Origin of the sequence: Flavobacterium zubiriense, from assembly GCF_041729725.1 — a bacterium.
GTDB lineage: Bacteria > Bacteroidota > Bacteroidia > Flavobacteriales > Flavobacteriaceae > Flavobacterium > Flavobacterium zubiriense.
The window spans coordinates 147,674-161,672 of sequence record NZ_JBCFQL010000008.1; the positions used below are offsets into that span (position 1 = coordinate 147,674).

The following is a 13,999-nucleotide window of genomic DNA, read 5'->3' on the forward strand; positions in this document are numbered from 1 at the left end:
CAGCAATTTGCACTTTATAAGAAGAGCATTACCACCACGATTTAAAAGTAATAAAATGAAAAAAGGTATTGTTTTAGTGGCAAACTTAAAAAGCCAGTTGCAATGTGAAAATTTAATTTATTCCATTCGAAAAAGTGCTTGTAATTTGCCTATTCGATTGATTCACTTTGGAGGAGAACCCGTAAACTCTAAATACATTCTGGAGGAGGTTGAATTTTTAACGGTAGCTGATTTTTCAGAGGAAGCTATAGCTTTTGTTAATAATTTAAGAACCGTTTTAACAGATTGTCCAATGGGGTATTTGTATCGTTTTTTAGCTTGGTTCTCAGACTGGGATGAATTTATTTATGCTGACAATGATATTGTTGCTTTGATGAATTGGGAACGCATGTTTGAGTTTACAGAAGGAGTTGACTTGGTCCATGCCGATAAGGAGTACACCACTTTTGGAATTTTTAATTATTTACAACCTCACAAAATAGAAGAAATTTTTGGGAAGGACAGTTTAAATTCAGCTATTACAGCAGGACACATGCTGGTGAAAAAAAATCCAAAAATGATTAAGGATATAAATGCCGCCGTAAATTGGTTTAATCAAAATCCTGAAATCCCAAAAAAACATGACCAAGCCTTATTGCACATTGCAGCTTTACTTGGAGACTGGAAACTACTTAATTTATGCAAGCCTCCCCACAATTGGTTGAGCAGCTGGTCTGGAGATTATAAAAATAGTTTGGATTTAATTCAGGCTATTCAAAGTTGTGAAGCACAAAAAATAGCTTCATTTAAAACCTGGTATGCTAGTTTGTCTGAAGAAAATAAAAATAAATATAAGCAGCCATCTTCAGCACAGACAGATAAAGTATTTATAAGTCATTTACATTACTCAGGCAGAGGAATATTAGGTTCTGAACCCATTGATGAATTACTGTTTTCAAATCAACCGGATGAAAATCGAAAACTGCTTTTATTTAAAATACTAAGCGCTGATTTATTCTGTGTGACTCATATAAAGAAACAAATTAAGCGAGTTCAAAGATATTTAGTTAGTAAAAAAATGACAACCAACAAATAAAAAATGATTTCAGCAATTTGTACTCTTTTTGAGGGCAATTACCATTATGGTGTTGCTACACTTTCTAACTCACTTTATAAACAAGGTTTTCGAGGAACCATCTATGTTGGCTATCGTGGAGCATTACCCAATTGGGCATTAAAAGGGAAAAAAGAGTCCATTGGTAAATGGAAAGAAGCCATTATTTTAAAACCTGTTGAAGGAATGCAACTTGTTTTTTTGCCTCTAATGACTAATTATAGTTTAACTAATTTCAAGCCTGATTTTATGCTGGAATTATGGGAAGGTCTGGCAAAAGAAGCAGCAGCACTATTTTATTTTGACCCGGATATTGTTGTTCATGATTCTTGGTCTTGTTTTGAACAATGGGCTAAGTGTGGTGTAGCACTTTGCGAAGATGTTAATTCTCCTATGCAGGAATTTCATCCCCGCAGACAAGGATGGAAAAACTATTTTAAAAATTACAATATTGATTTGCAATACAAAAACCAAATCTATGCTAATGGTGGTTTTGTCGGACTTCTTAAAAAAGATATTTCTTTTTTGAGTTTATGGAAGAAGCTACAAGAGAATATGGGAGACGCAATAGGTGGTCTTGATAAATCCATTTTTTCAAAGCAAACGTACAATTCGACCATATTAAAAATGGAAGGATTCCAGATTTTTGACAAATCAGATCAAGATGCGCTAAACGCTACTGTTGAGGCCTACAATGGCATTGTTAGTTACATTGGCAAAGAAGGCATGGGATTTGGTCCAGGTAAAGTAACCATGTATCATGCATTGGGAAGTAATAAACCTTGGAATGTAAATTTTTTGCAAAAAGCATTGCAGGGTAGATCACCAAAAGTTGTTGATGAATGGTATTGGCAGTACGCCGTTCATCCTATTTTCGCCCATACTAAAGGCGAAAAAACTAAAAAAATAATTGCCATAAAGATTAGTAAGTTTCTAGGAAGGTTTTATAAAGTTTAAATTTTTATTACACAAAATAACATGAATATTCTCTTCATTTGCGGCTCAGCTGAACCGGGTAAAGATGGTGTGGGCGATTATATCCGACGTTTATGTGGAGAACTATTAAGAAGAGGTCATCAGGCTCAGATTCTTTCTCTGTGTGATAAACACGCTAGCTGTTTTTTTACAGAAAATCAATTTATCGAAGGTAGTCCTGTTATTGTGAGTAGGATTCCCATTGGCAGTTCTTATAATCAACAGCAGGCTTGGACTCAGGAAATTTTGAATGCCGCCCCTGTCGATTGGATTAGTCTCCAATTTGTCCCTTACAGTTTTCATCCTAAAGGCTTGCCGTTTTGGTTGCCTGGTTTTTTAAACAAACTCAAAGGAACACATCAGTGGCATTTAATGTTTCATGAATTATGGATAGGAATAGAGCGAGAAGCAGCATTTAAAAAAAAATGTGTCGGGTTTTTGCAAAAAATACTAATTCGAAAATTAAAAAAAAGTATTGCCCCTCAAGTGGTGCATACTCAATCTAAAATATATCAGCATTATTTATCTAAAATAGCGATACCATCATATTATTTACCGCTGTTTGGAAATATCTCTGTGACTGCGTCGAAGACTAGAGATCCAGAATCGCTTGTATTTGTAGTCTTTGCCACAATTCATGACAAGGCTCCTTTTGAAGATCTTGTAATAGATTTAAAAAAAGAAATGCAGTACCTCAATCAAGAAACCATATTTATTTTTGTAGGTCGTCATGGTGCAATGCTGAGTACTTGGATTACTATTTTAGATAAGTATGCTATTCAATATGAAGTATTAGGTTCAGCAAGTGAAGAAAAAATATCACAAGTATTGATGAATGGCGACTATGGAATTTCTTCTACTCCTTACAAAATTTCAGATAAAAGTGGTGTTTTAGCTGCCATGCGCGAACATCGATTGAACATCATAAGTGTGGCTAAACCTTGGGTTGATAAGGAAGATGTTTCGGTTTCATTTGATGATATTATTCATTACAAAAAGGGAAACCTAAGATTAATTACAACGCCTGAAACAGAGACAAATAGATTAAGCAATGTGTGTGATGTGTTCTTAAAGTCGATTCACAGTTAATTTTTAAATGCAACAACAAAGAATTTTTGGTTTAGATTTTGCCCGGGCATTAGCGATAGTTTTAGTTTTATTATCTCATTTTTTTAAAAAAATTGATGTTTTAGGCTTTTTTGGAGTAGAATTCTTTTTTGCTCTAAGTGGTTACCTTTTGGGACAAATTATGTGGAGAGTTTTTAATAATGATACTTCTTTCAAGATTGTATTTAATTTTTGGCAAAGGAGATGGTTTCGAACTTTACCCAATTATTTTTTGTTTTTATTTTTAATGCTACTATTTCATATTTATATAAAAAAGGATTTTATAGAATGGAATGTAATTAAAGAGTATTTCTATTTTGGTCAAAATTTATTAAAAGAATCAAGTTTTTTTTATGGTATCTCCTGGAGTTTGTGCGTAGAAGAGTGGTTCTATTTGTTATTTCCCATTCCAATTTTTGTATTTAGAAAATTAGGTTTCAAAAATATAAATTCATTTTGTTTTACCATTCTACTATTTTACGGATCGTGTTTTATAATTAAAAATTATCTTTTAGCAACTGGAATCCATAATCTAAGGATGGTAGCATTAGGAAGGCTGGATTCAATTACGTCAGGAGTATTAGTTGCAGTTATCATACTAAATTGTAATGAGAAAAAAATAAATGCTTTAGCCTTATTAGGTGTATTGCTATTCATTTTAAGTTTAGGGTTAATGCTATTTTCCAATAAGGATTATAGTGAAAATATTTTACTTTTTTTCTTGATTCCTTTATCCTTTTCATTAATGCTTCCTAAAATAGAGCGACTAAAATTTCCGGAAAACAAGTTCATTTTTATAAGAAGTGCTATTACAAATTTAAGTTTGTGGTCGTACTCTATTTATCTGAGTCACATTCCTATACTATTTACTTTGTATTACTTGACAGATAGCTTAAACAGTAGTTTGTTCATGAAATTATCTGTTAAGATTTTAGGTTTTATACTCACTATTCTGGTTTCGAAATGGTTATTTGTTTATTTCGAAACTCCTTTAACTAATAAAAGACCAAAAGAGCTTAGACCAACTAAACTCGTTTTACAAAAATATAACTCTAATTCAATATGAAGATTCTCTTATTCAGTCATTCGTTTTACCCTAATATTGGTGGTATTGAAAGCATCTCATTGATGTTGGCTAATAATTTTTATAATCGACAAGATGTTTCTGTAATTGTAGTTACGCGAACTAAAGAAATTGGGAGTCAGTTATTTCCGTTTCAAGTTGTTAGAAATCCATCAGTTAAAGAAATTACTAATTTGTTAAGTTGGTGTGATGTGGTATTCGAAAACAATCCTTGTTTAAGCATGACTTGGCCTAATCTTTTAATGCGTAAACCTAAAATAGTTGGCTTACAAACCTGGATAGGTGCTCCAAACGAGAAAATAACGTTTCAGCAAAAATTAAAAAAGCAGATATTAAGTGATTACAATGTAGTGACAGCCTGTAGTAGTAAAATTAAAACCTTCATTTATAATAAAGCCATAGTAATAGGAAACCCTTATGATTCTAATAATTTTCTACAACAAGCTGTAAATAAAAAGTATGACTTTGTATTTGTAGGGCGCTTAGTATCTGATAAAGGAGCGGATATGTGTATTGACTTATTAAATGAGTTGAATAATTTCAATGTAAATCAATATTCTTTAACGATTATTGGTGATGGTCCTGAAATGAAAAAGCTTAGAAAATTAGCTGCCACTTATAATTTAACTAATCAGATTCGTTTTTTGGGTTTTTTACAAGCAGAAGCTATCGCTAAGGAATTAAATGAGCATCGTTATTTATTAGTGCCGTCCCGTTGGGAAGAGCCCTTTGGTATTGTTGCGCTAGAAGGTATGGCTTGTGGTTGTATTCCTATTGTTTCTGACGGCGGAGGCCTGCCTGATGCAGTAGGAAAAGCAGGAGTAGTGTTTGAAAGAAATTCGCTTTTATCTTTAATTCAATCCACAATTCAGCTTTTAGAAAATAAGGAACAACAAACAAACTTATTAGCGTATGCGCAAGCACATTTGAGTTTGCATACTGAAAAAAAAGTGAGTCAGCGCTATTTTGACATTATTTTAGACACCTTAAAATAATGAAAGTTATTTATACAGCGCCTAATAGAGCCCATCATTACCGATATGCTTCTAGTTTAAATAAAGCCAACTTTTTACTAGTATTTGTTAGCGGTTTTCCACGTTTGAGTCCCAGGGCTAAAATAACAGAACTAAAGCAAAAATTGTATCGTGCAGATATTCTTCAAACCATTTATTTATTAAGTCTAAAAATTAGGGCATCTAAAAAAACGAGCAATTATCTAGCATATTTGGCAAAAATCGAACAAGATTTTGCCTGTAAAAAGTTTTTAAAAAGGGCGGATGTTTTTGTATTCTACAACGGCAATGGATTGTCAAGTTGCAATTATGCTAATAAAATGGGAAAAATAACGGTTGTTGAAGTTGTTAATTCGCATGTCGAATATCAAGAAGACCTATTAAGGGAAGAACATGAGAGTTTAAATCTTCCTTGGAAGCCATTTCATAAAAAGGATAAAGAACGTAGATTAAAGGAATATGCTGCCGCAGATTATATTTTGCTTCCTTCGGAATTTGTTAAACAAAGCTTTTTGGCCAAAGGTTTTCCAGAAGAAAAATTGTTGAAAGTTCCTTATGGCTATACAATTCCGGTTCATGAAGCCAATACTGAAGGAAAAGCGCACACTACTTTCAATGTGCTTTATGTAGGTTCCATATCCGTACGAAAAGGAATTCGGTATTTGATTGAAGCGTTTAAAAAACTGGAAACACCTAATAAAAAGTTGATTATAGTAGGACCTGTGGATCAAATTTCTGGTATCGAAGGCATAGAAATAACAGATGATATTGAGTTTACAGGAATATTAAAAGGAACTCAATTAGAAAAGATATACCAGTGGGCAGATGTTTTTTGTTTGCCTACCATTGAAGATGGTTATGGTTTAGTTTTAGGAGAGGCATTGTCCTATGGATTGCCTCTAATTACAACCACAAATTCGGGTGGTATTGATTTGATTACTGAAGGAATTGAAGGTTTTATTGTGCCTATAAGAGATGCTACAGCGATTCATGAAAAATTAAAATTGCTTTCATCAGATAATAAATTGTTAGATAAAATGAAATTGGCAGCTTTGAGTAAAGCGGCAAGTATGAACGGTTGGGATACAACTGGAATCATTCTCTGTGAAAAATTAGAAACGGTCTTCTTAAAAAATAAAAACAATTGAATAGTATAACAAACCAGGAAGCAAAGGCTAGAAAATTAATATATGTTTTGCTGGTAGTACTTGTTTTTGAAGGAGTTTTGAGAAAAGCGCTACCTGTTTTGGGTATTGGAATCTTTTTTTTAAAGGATTTACTGTGTATTGTTGGATTGTATTTTTTTGTACAAACAAAACTTTCAGTTATTTCTAAAAAAACAGCTAATTTTTTCAAGGCAGTAATTATTTTTATGTATCCATTACTGCTTTATAATTTATTTATAGACCCCATATTATTGGTTTGGGGAGGGAAATTATATCTATTGTATTTTGTTATGGCTATTTTAATGACAATAGCCTTTCCGGCAAATTATAAAAATAGATTTGGCTTTTTTTCAAATCTTTTTGCAACATTAATTGTTGTTACAGTTCTAACAGGAGTTTTGCAATTAAATTTACCAGCTACACATTGGTTGAATAGGTCAGTAGGAGGAGGTTCTTTAGAAGCTTTTTCATCAGCTGGTCTATTAAGAATTAGTTCAACCTTTTCTTTTACAGCCCAATATTCTTTTTTTTTAGTTTTTGCTTGTGCCCTTTTTTTAGCTTTTTTCTTTATCAACATCAAGAATAAAAAAAGTTCTCTATTGTTTTTATTTATTCAACTGGGAGTATTATTACTATTGATGATAGGTGGGTTTAATACAGGCGGAAGATCGGCAGTATTAGGTATTGTATCAATCATAATAATCGGATTTATTTGTATTGGATTAAACAATCCTTTTTTTGCCTTAAAAAAAACAATTATACCTATCCTGATTTTCTTGTTTGTTTTTCCTCTAATTCAAATTTGGAAACCAGAATATTTTGCAGCGTATACAGAACGAAGTAGTGGTAATAAAAATGAAGGGATCTTAGATAGGGTTCTAGAGCCTTTTATCCAACTTAAAAGTAGTTCATTTCTAGGACATGGTTTGGGGGTAATGACAAATGGTTCAGATAAAATTAGTTCTTATGCGGCATCAATTCGGAATGCTGGTTTTTGGACAGAAACAGATTTCAGTACCATTGTTTGGGAAGGAGGTCTCTATTTAATCGTGATTTGGTATGGATTTCGATTGTTTGTGATTTTTACTTCATTTAGAATTTTACTTTCCATAAAAGACAATAATTTTTACAGTGCTGGGGCTTTTCTATTTGCCTACATTCTTGTACAAGGTTTAATAGGAACATTGACCATACAACCTCCAATAGCCATTTATTTTTGGATTTGTTTTGGGGCATTAATTTGTATCCAAAAATTTGACGAATATGATTCTCAACTATAATACGATAACTATCTAAAGAATGAAAAAAAATAATTTAAATATTGCTATTGTAGTATCACATCCTATTCAGCATTTTTGCCCGCAATACATCAGTTTGAGTAAGATTCCCAATGCTAATGTTAAGGTGTTTTTTGCCTCTATGTTGGGTTACAAACGTTATTTTGATGCCAATTTTGGAAATGAAATCGTATGGAATAATTTGCGAATAGAGGAGTTTAAACATGTATTCTTGAATGGTGATCAAGTTTTACCTTCAGATAAAAATCTAGAAGCTCCAACTCTTGAAAACGAATTAGAAACTTTTCAACCTGATGCAATTATAACGTATGGCTACTTTCAAAAATTTCAGAGAGCCTGCCATAAATGGGCCAATAGCAAAGCCATTCCACTTGTTTATATTACAGATGCAGAAAATAGACAGCACCGAAAAAGGTACAAGAATTTGGCTAAGTTTTTTGCTTTAAGATGGTATTTTAAAAAGATAGATTACTTTTTTACCGTTGGTAATGCCAATGAGGATTATTACAAATTGTATGGGGTCAATTCGAAATCATTTATCAGGATGCACTATCCTATTGACATAGAGGTGTACACTAAGGTATATGATGAAAAAGAATTGCATAGAAAAACCATTCGGGAAAAATTTGGAATTCCTCAGGACATGTTTGTCATCAGTGTAGTTGGTAAATTAGTAGAATGGAAAAATCAATCGCATCTGATTGATTTATTACAAAACCTAGAAAGGAAAGCTAAAAAAGCACATGTCATTATTTTAGGAACAGGTACCACTTTAGAAGAATTAAAATTTGAAGCGGCCAAGTTAAAATCGAATGTGGTGCATTTTGCTGGTTTTGTAGATCCAATAGATTTACCTAAATATTATGCAGCAAGCGATTTGTATTTGCATCCAGCCCGAATTGAACCGCATTCCTTAGCCATTAGCGAAGCCATTTTTATGGGATTGCCCGTTGTATTAAGTGATCGATGTGGGAGTTATGGAGAAAATGATGATGTTCAAGAAGGAAAAAATGGATATGTATATGAGTTTGCTAATATTGAAGAAATGTCCATCAAGGTTATAAAGTTGATCGAAGATAAAGCCTTACACAAAACATTTAGTAATTATTCGGTGAAAATTTCCAGAGATTTTCAAAAAAGAGCGCATGGAGAATGCCTTACGGATTTGATTAAAAGAATTAAAAAAAATAAATAACAATGCGTATAGTTCTATTTACCCATCCTGATTTTTTAGGTTCTCAAAGTATGCCCCGTTATGCGAATATGCTGTTGAGTGGAATGCAAGAAAGAGGACACGAGGTAGTTGTTTGGACTCCTAAAGCTCGTTTTTATAAGCTGCCTTTAAAATCATTCAAAAAATGGTTAGGATATATTGATCAGTATCTTTTATTTCCAATAGAGGTAAAATTCAAACTGCGCCATTGCTCCAGAGAAACTCTTTTTGTATTTGCGGATCAAGCACTAGGTCCTTGGGTGCCTTTAGTAAAAAATAGAGACCATGTGGTGCATTGTCATGATTTTTTGGCTTTGAAATCGGCATTGGGAACTATTCCAGAAAATCCAATATCCTTTACAGGTAAGGTGTATCAAAATTATATTAGGAGTGGTTTTTCAAAAGGGAAATATTTTATATCTATTTCTAAAAAAACACAACAAGATTTGCATGAATTCCATAAAGGAAAAATTGTAAGTTCCGTAGTTTGTTACAATGGTTTGAGTCGTCCTTTTTTCTCCTTGCCTCGTATAGCTTCTCGTAGTGTATTAAAAACAAAGTTAAATATCACCTTGTCTAAGGGATATATCATGCACATAGGAGGAAATCAGTATTATAAAAACCGAAAAGGGGTAATAGAAATATACGAAACCTGGAGAAGCACTTATAATACAAAAAAGCACTTGGTCTTGATAGGTTCAGTGCCATCGGATGAACTGAATTACCTCCGTCAGAAATCACCTTTCAAAGACGATATTCATTTTATTACTGATTTATCGGATGATTATATCAATAATGCTTATTCTGGTGCAAACTGTTTGTTGTTTCCTTCTTTAGATGAAGGTTTTGGTTGGCCCATTATTGAAGCAATGGCATCAGGATGCCCAGTAATAACTACCAATAAAGCTCCTATGAATGAAGTAGGTGGAGCAACCGCTTTTTATATTGACCCAAAACCGACTGATAGTAAACACTGGCAACAATGGAAAGAGGATTCGGCTAAAATGTTAGAAAAGGTACTTTCACTAAACACCTTTCAACGCACATTGGCAATTCAAAAATCTTTTAAGCAGTCTCAAAAATTCACTAAAGAATATTCTTTAAATGCCATTGAAGCGATGTATAAAGAAATTAAATTAATTGTATGAAAGTAATCCATTTTATTGCTGGAATTGATAAAACAGAAGGAGGAACAACGCAGTACATACGATTATTAAGTTCGGAGTTAAAAAATCATATTGATTTAATAGTAGCCACAAGAATTTCATCAGACCCAATAGAGATTACTGGGGTAAAAATTAAATTTTTTAATACTAATATTATAAGATGGTTTTCTATGTTACAAGAATTCTATCTATTCTTGGATAGTGAAAAACCAGACATTGTACATATTAATGGCATTTGGAGTCCTCAAAATTGGGCCTTTCAATATAAGGCTCAAACATTAGGGATTAAGGTAGTTGTTTCGCCTCATGGTATGCTGGAACCCTGGATTTTAGCGCAAAATCCTTTTAAGAAAAAAATAGCCTTGTTTTTATATCAAAAAAAAATAATCCAAAAGGCTTCCTATATCCATGCTACTGCTCAAATGGAGGCTACAAATATTCAAGCTTTAGGATTCAACAACCCTATTTGTATCATACCTAATGGGATTGACTTGAGCGAAATAATAAAAAGCAAAGAACAATATGGAACTAGAAAAATGGTTTTTTTATCACGAATTCATCCTAAAAAAGGGATCGAATTATTATTAGATGCTTGGCGTAATAGTGATACTAATGGTTGGACTCTAGAAATTGCAGGAAATGGAGAGCCATCTTATGTAAAAAAACTAATCCAGAATGCAAATGACCTAGAAAACGTTTGGTTTGTTGGTGCAAAGTATGGAGAAGAAAAATGGGATTTTTTACGTTCTGCCGATGTAATGGTTCTACCTACTTACAGTGAGAATTTTGGAATTGTGATTACCGAAGCCCTAGCGATAGGAATCCCTGTAATCACTACCAAAGGAACTCCTTGGGAAGATTTAGAAACTTATCAATGTGGCTGGTGGATTGATTTATCGGTTACTAATTTAGAAAAAGCCTTAGAAAAAGCTTTCCATACATCAGATGAGGTTTTAAAAGTTATGGGAAATCAAGGACGAAAACTAGTGGCAGAAAAATATGATATCAAAGCGGTAGTTCATTTGATAAACGATTTGTATAAAAAACTGCTAAAAGTACCTGTTTAAAATAATTGGTTAATACTGGATTCGATACAGAATTCACTGTAGGGCAAACCTATTAATTTCAGATACAAAAAATCAGCCACGAACCTGTCTGCCGACAGGCAGGTTGCACCAAATAACACAAATTGAGATGTCATTAATTACGCGAATTAGCAAAGGCGGATAAATGAATTAGTATTATTCGTAGCAAAAATAAAACTCATGCGTTTGCTTTGAAATTCAATCTACAATATTACAGTTGCAAGAGTACAATCACTACTTACTATGCTTGTTTTTTTTCAAATAAATCACAAAGCGTTGTTTTTAAGTGTTATAACAAATTACGGGATTTATGAAAGTATTACATATAACTAATTCCATTGACAAAAGTACTGGAGGTCCAGCGCGTTCGGTTCCTCAAACTTGTGTTGAATTGGCTAGGCTTGATGTAACAGTTGAATTGGTAACCCAAGAGAGTGCTGACATGGTTAAACTTGCCGAAAGAGCGCATTTAACAGTTCGTTTTTGTTCTATTTGGCAACTTTTTCTATTTGGTTCCAGATTATCTTCTAAAGAGATAGATTTGATTCATCTCCAGCATATCTGGAACCCCTACATTCAAGTAATGGCTTTTTGGGCCTATCAAAAAAAAATACCTTATATCATTACTCCAAGAGGGATGTTAGAACCTTGGATTATGGCACATAACTCTTGGAAGAAAAAAATAGCCTTGTTTTTATATCAAAAGAAAGCAATTCAAAGAGCTGTACACATACATGCAACAGCACAAATGGAAGCCCAAAATATTCAAGCTTTAGGATTTACAAAGCCGATTAGTATTATTCCAAACGGAATTGATTTGACTGATGTAAAAGAGATTAAAAAAAAATATGGAACTAGAAAAATGGTGTTTTTATCGCGCATTCATCCTAAAAAAGGGATTGAATTATTATTAGAAGCTTGGCGCAATAGCAATACCAAAGGGTGGACGCTAGAAATTGCAGGTAATGGTGATGAAAATTACATAGTAAGTTTAAATCAAAGTGCACAGGATTTGCAAAACGTTCATTTTGTAGGTGCAAAATATGGCGAAGCTAAATGGAATTTTTTACGTTCAGCAGATGTATTGGTGTTGCCCTCTTATAGCGAAAATTTTGGAATTGTGGTTGCCGAAGCCTTAGCTGTAGGAGTTCCTGTAATTACTACCAAAGGCACTCCTTGGGAAGATTTAGAAGTATATCAATGTGGTTGGTGGATTGATTTATCAGTTGCTAATTTAGAAAACACCCTAGTTAAAGCCTTTCATACCTCTACTGAAATTTTAGAGGTCATGGGAAATCAAGGACGCAAACTTGTAGCAGAAAAATATGAAATTAAAGCTGTTGCATACAAGATAAACGAATTGTATAAAAAAATACTTAATTAATAGCCACTTGGATTTATCTACCTATAGTCACTCTTTTAGTTTAAAAAATAAAATTGCGAGATTGATATGGAATCTGGTTTATATTATTTTATTTCGACCATTTGCTTCCCGTTTATTCAAAAAATGGAGGGTTTTAGTACTGAAATGTTTTGGTGCAAAAATAGAATGGAGTTCACATGTTTATGCCTCAGTAAAAATATGGGCTCCCTGGAATTTAGAAATGGGTACTAATGCTACTTTTGGCCCAGAAGTCGATTGCTATAATCAAGGAAAAATAAGCATTGGTACCGATACGATAGTTTCACAAAAAGCATATCTGTGCGCATCTTCTCATGACTATACTAAAAAAGATTTCCCTTTATTATTAAAGCCAATTGTAATAAAAAAAGGGGTTTGGATTGCGGCAGATGCCTTTGTTGGGCCTGGAGTAAGCATAGGAAATAATGCGGTAATTGCTGCACGTGCTGTAGTTGTAAAAGATGTGGAGGAAAATACCATAGTAGGAGGTAATCCTGCAAAAATTATAAAACTAAGAAGCTTTGAATAAAATTCCTATTACCGTAATCGTTTCAGTCAAAAACGAAGCACTCAATCTCCCATCTTGCTTAGAAAAATTAATGCGTTTTGCTGAAATTATTGTGGTGGATTCAGGTAGTACTGATGCTACAATGGAAATTGCAACTGCCATGGGAGCCGAAGTAGTACAATTTAAATGGAATGGTAAATTTCCAAAAAAACGCAATTGGGCGCTGCAAAATGCGAACCTTCTCTACGAATGGATTTTGTTTCTTGATGCAGATGAATTTGTTAGCGATGAATTTGTTGATGAAGTAGCAATTAAAATCCAAGATCCTGCTTTCAATGGTTACACCATACAGTTTGAAAACTATTTTATGGGTAAGAAACTCAAGTATGGTTATGGGTTTCAAAAGTCGGCACTTTTTAAGAAATCCAAAGGAGTCTATGAAAAAATCGAAGAAGATTTGTGGAGCCATTTGGATATGGAAGTACACGAACATCCCATTATAGAAGGCAAAGTTGGAGTGATTAAAGCCAAAGTTGTACATAAAGATTTTAAAAACTTAGACCATTATATTGCCAAACACAATGCTTATTCCACTTGGGAAGCCCAAAGATACCTACAATTGAAGCAATCTAAAAACAGCGATTTGTCTTTAAATCAAAAAATTAAGTACGGTCTCCTCAATACAGGATTGCTTCCTGCAGTTTATTTTATGGGCGCCTATTTTTTAAAATTGGGGTTTTTAGATGGTAAGGAAGGCTTCTATTTGGCTCGCTTTAAGTCACATTATTTTTTTCAAATACAGACTAAAGTAGAATCATTGAAAATGAAATAATGTTTATCAATTAGTCATACTTTTTTTATTTGCAAAAACACTTTAGTTGAATTTAAA

General features: G+C 33.1%; 13 protein-coding genes. All 13 read left to right on the forward strand.

Annotated elements, in window-relative coordinates:
- Positions 1-55: 55 nt before the first annotated feature.
- The gene (locus tag AAGV28_RS09030) at positions 56-1,075 is read left to right on the forward strand and encodes an alpha-mannosyltransferase (protein ID WP_373406494.1); all 1,020 of its coding nucleotides are present in this window, start codon (positions 56-58) and stop codon (positions 1,073-1,075) included.
- 3 nt (positions 1,076-1,078) lie between these two features.
- On the forward strand, positions 1,079-2,050 hold the full coding sequence (locus AAGV28_RS09035) for a hypothetical protein (protein WP_373406495.1): 972 nt from the start codon (positions 1,079-1,081) through the stop codon (positions 2,048-2,050).
- A 21-nt stretch (positions 2,051-2,071) separates the two neighbouring features.
- Entirely contained in the window at positions 2,072-3,157 is a 1,086-nt protein-coding gene (locus tag AAGV28_RS09040; RefSeq protein WP_373406496.1) for a glycosyltransferase family protein, read from the forward strand.
- Positions 3,158-3,164: 7 nt separating this feature from the next.
- Complete coding sequence (locus AAGV28_RS09045) at positions 3,165-4,241, forward strand: acyltransferase family protein (protein ID WP_373406497.1); 1,077 nt, start codon at positions 3,165-3,167, stop codon at positions 4,239-4,241.
- Positions 4,238-5,254, forward strand: a complete 1,017-nt coding sequence (locus AAGV28_RS09050; RefSeq protein ID WP_373406498.1) for a glycosyltransferase family 4 protein — start codon at positions 4,238-4,240, stop codon at positions 5,252-5,254. The genes AAGV28_RS09045 and AAGV28_RS09050 overlap by 4 nt, the downstream gene beginning before the upstream one ends.
- Positions 5,254-6,420 (forward strand): glycosyltransferase family 4 protein, encoded by a 1,167-nt coding sequence (locus AAGV28_RS09055; RefSeq protein WP_373406499.1) that lies wholly within the window; start codon positions 5,254-5,256, stop codon positions 6,418-6,420. The genes AAGV28_RS09050 and AAGV28_RS09055 overlap by 1 nt, the downstream gene beginning before the upstream one ends.
- Complete coding sequence (locus AAGV28_RS09060) at positions 6,417-7,718, forward strand: hypothetical protein (RefSeq protein ID WP_373406500.1); 1,302 nt, start codon at positions 6,417-6,419, stop codon at positions 7,716-7,718. Before AAGV28_RS09055 ends, AAGV28_RS09060 begins: the two co-directional genes overlap by 4 nt.
- A gap of 19 nt (positions 7,719-7,737) precedes the next feature.
- On the forward strand, positions 7,738-8,931 hold the full coding sequence (locus AAGV28_RS09065; protein WP_373406501.1) for a glycosyltransferase family 4 protein: 1,194 nt from the start codon (positions 7,738-7,740) through the stop codon (positions 8,929-8,931).
- Positions 8,932-8,933: 2 nt separating this feature from the next.
- Positions 8,934-10,097: a glycosyltransferase family 4 protein gene (locus AAGV28_RS09070; RefSeq protein ID WP_373406502.1), complete on the forward strand. Its 1,164-nt coding sequence runs from the start codon at positions 8,934-8,936 to the stop codon at positions 10,095-10,097.
- Positions 10,094-11,182, forward strand: a complete 1,089-nt coding sequence (locus AAGV28_RS09075; protein ID WP_373406503.1) for a glycosyltransferase — start codon at positions 10,094-10,096, stop codon at positions 11,180-11,182. The genes AAGV28_RS09070 and AAGV28_RS09075 overlap by 4 nt, the downstream gene beginning before the upstream one ends.
- A gap of 328 nt (positions 11,183-11,510) precedes the next feature.
- Complete coding sequence (locus AAGV28_RS09080; RefSeq protein ID WP_373406504.1) at positions 11,511-12,584, forward strand: glycosyltransferase; 1,074 nt, start codon at positions 11,511-11,513, stop codon at positions 12,582-12,584.
- A 61-nt stretch (positions 12,585-12,645) separates the two neighbouring features.
- Positions 12,646-13,131 carry an LbetaH domain-containing protein gene (locus tag AAGV28_RS09085; protein WP_373406505.1) on the forward strand — a complete coding sequence of 162 codons (486 nt, stop codon included), beginning with the start codon at positions 12,646-12,648 and terminating at the stop codon, positions 13,129-13,131.
- The gene (locus tag AAGV28_RS09090) at positions 13,124-13,942 is read left to right on the forward strand and encodes a glycosyltransferase family 2 protein (protein WP_373406506.1); all 819 of its coding nucleotides are present in this window, start codon (positions 13,124-13,126) and stop codon (positions 13,940-13,942) included. The genes AAGV28_RS09085 and AAGV28_RS09090 overlap by 8 nt, the downstream gene beginning before the upstream one ends.
- Positions 13,943-13,999: the final 57 nt, after the last annotated feature.

What these genes read in the sequence shown, in the direction of transcription:
- AAGV28_RS09030 (WP_373406494.1), top strand. Translation starts at nt 56, where the DNA reads ATGAAAAAAGGTATTGTTTTAGTGGCAAACTTAAAAAGCCAGTTGCAA.
- AAGV28_RS09035 (WP_373406495.1), top strand. Translation starts at nt 1,079, where the DNA reads ATGATTTCAGCAATTTGTACTCTTTTTGAGGGCAATTACCATTATGGT.
- AAGV28_RS09040 (WP_373406496.1), top strand. Translation starts at nt 2,072, where the DNA reads ATGAATATTCTCTTCATTTGCGGCTCAGCTGAACCGGGTAAAGATGGT.
- AAGV28_RS09045 (WP_373406497.1), top strand. Translation starts at nt 3,165, where the DNA reads ATGCAACAACAAAGAATTTTTGGTTTAGATTTTGCCCGGGCATTAGCG.
- AAGV28_RS09050 (WP_373406498.1), top strand. Translation starts at nt 4,238, where the DNA reads ATGAAGATTCTCTTATTCAGTCATTCGTTTTACCCTAATATTGGTGGT.
- AAGV28_RS09055 (WP_373406499.1), top strand. Translation starts at nt 5,254, where the DNA reads ATGAAAGTTATTTATACAGCGCCTAATAGAGCCCATCATTACCGATAT.
- AAGV28_RS09065 (WP_373406501.1), top strand. Translation starts at nt 7,738, where the DNA reads ATGAAAAAAAATAATTTAAATATTGCTATTGTAGTATCACATCCTATT.
- AAGV28_RS09070 (WP_373406502.1), top strand. Translation starts at nt 8,934, where the DNA reads ATGCGTATAGTTCTATTTACCCATCCTGATTTTTTAGGTTCTCAAAGT.
- AAGV28_RS09075 (WP_373406503.1), top strand. Translation starts at nt 10,094, where the DNA reads ATGAAAGTAATCCATTTTATTGCTGGAATTGATAAAACAGAAGGAGGA.
- AAGV28_RS09080 (WP_373406504.1), top strand. Translation starts at nt 11,511, where the DNA reads ATGAAAGTATTACATATAACTAATTCCATTGACAAAAGTACTGGAGGT.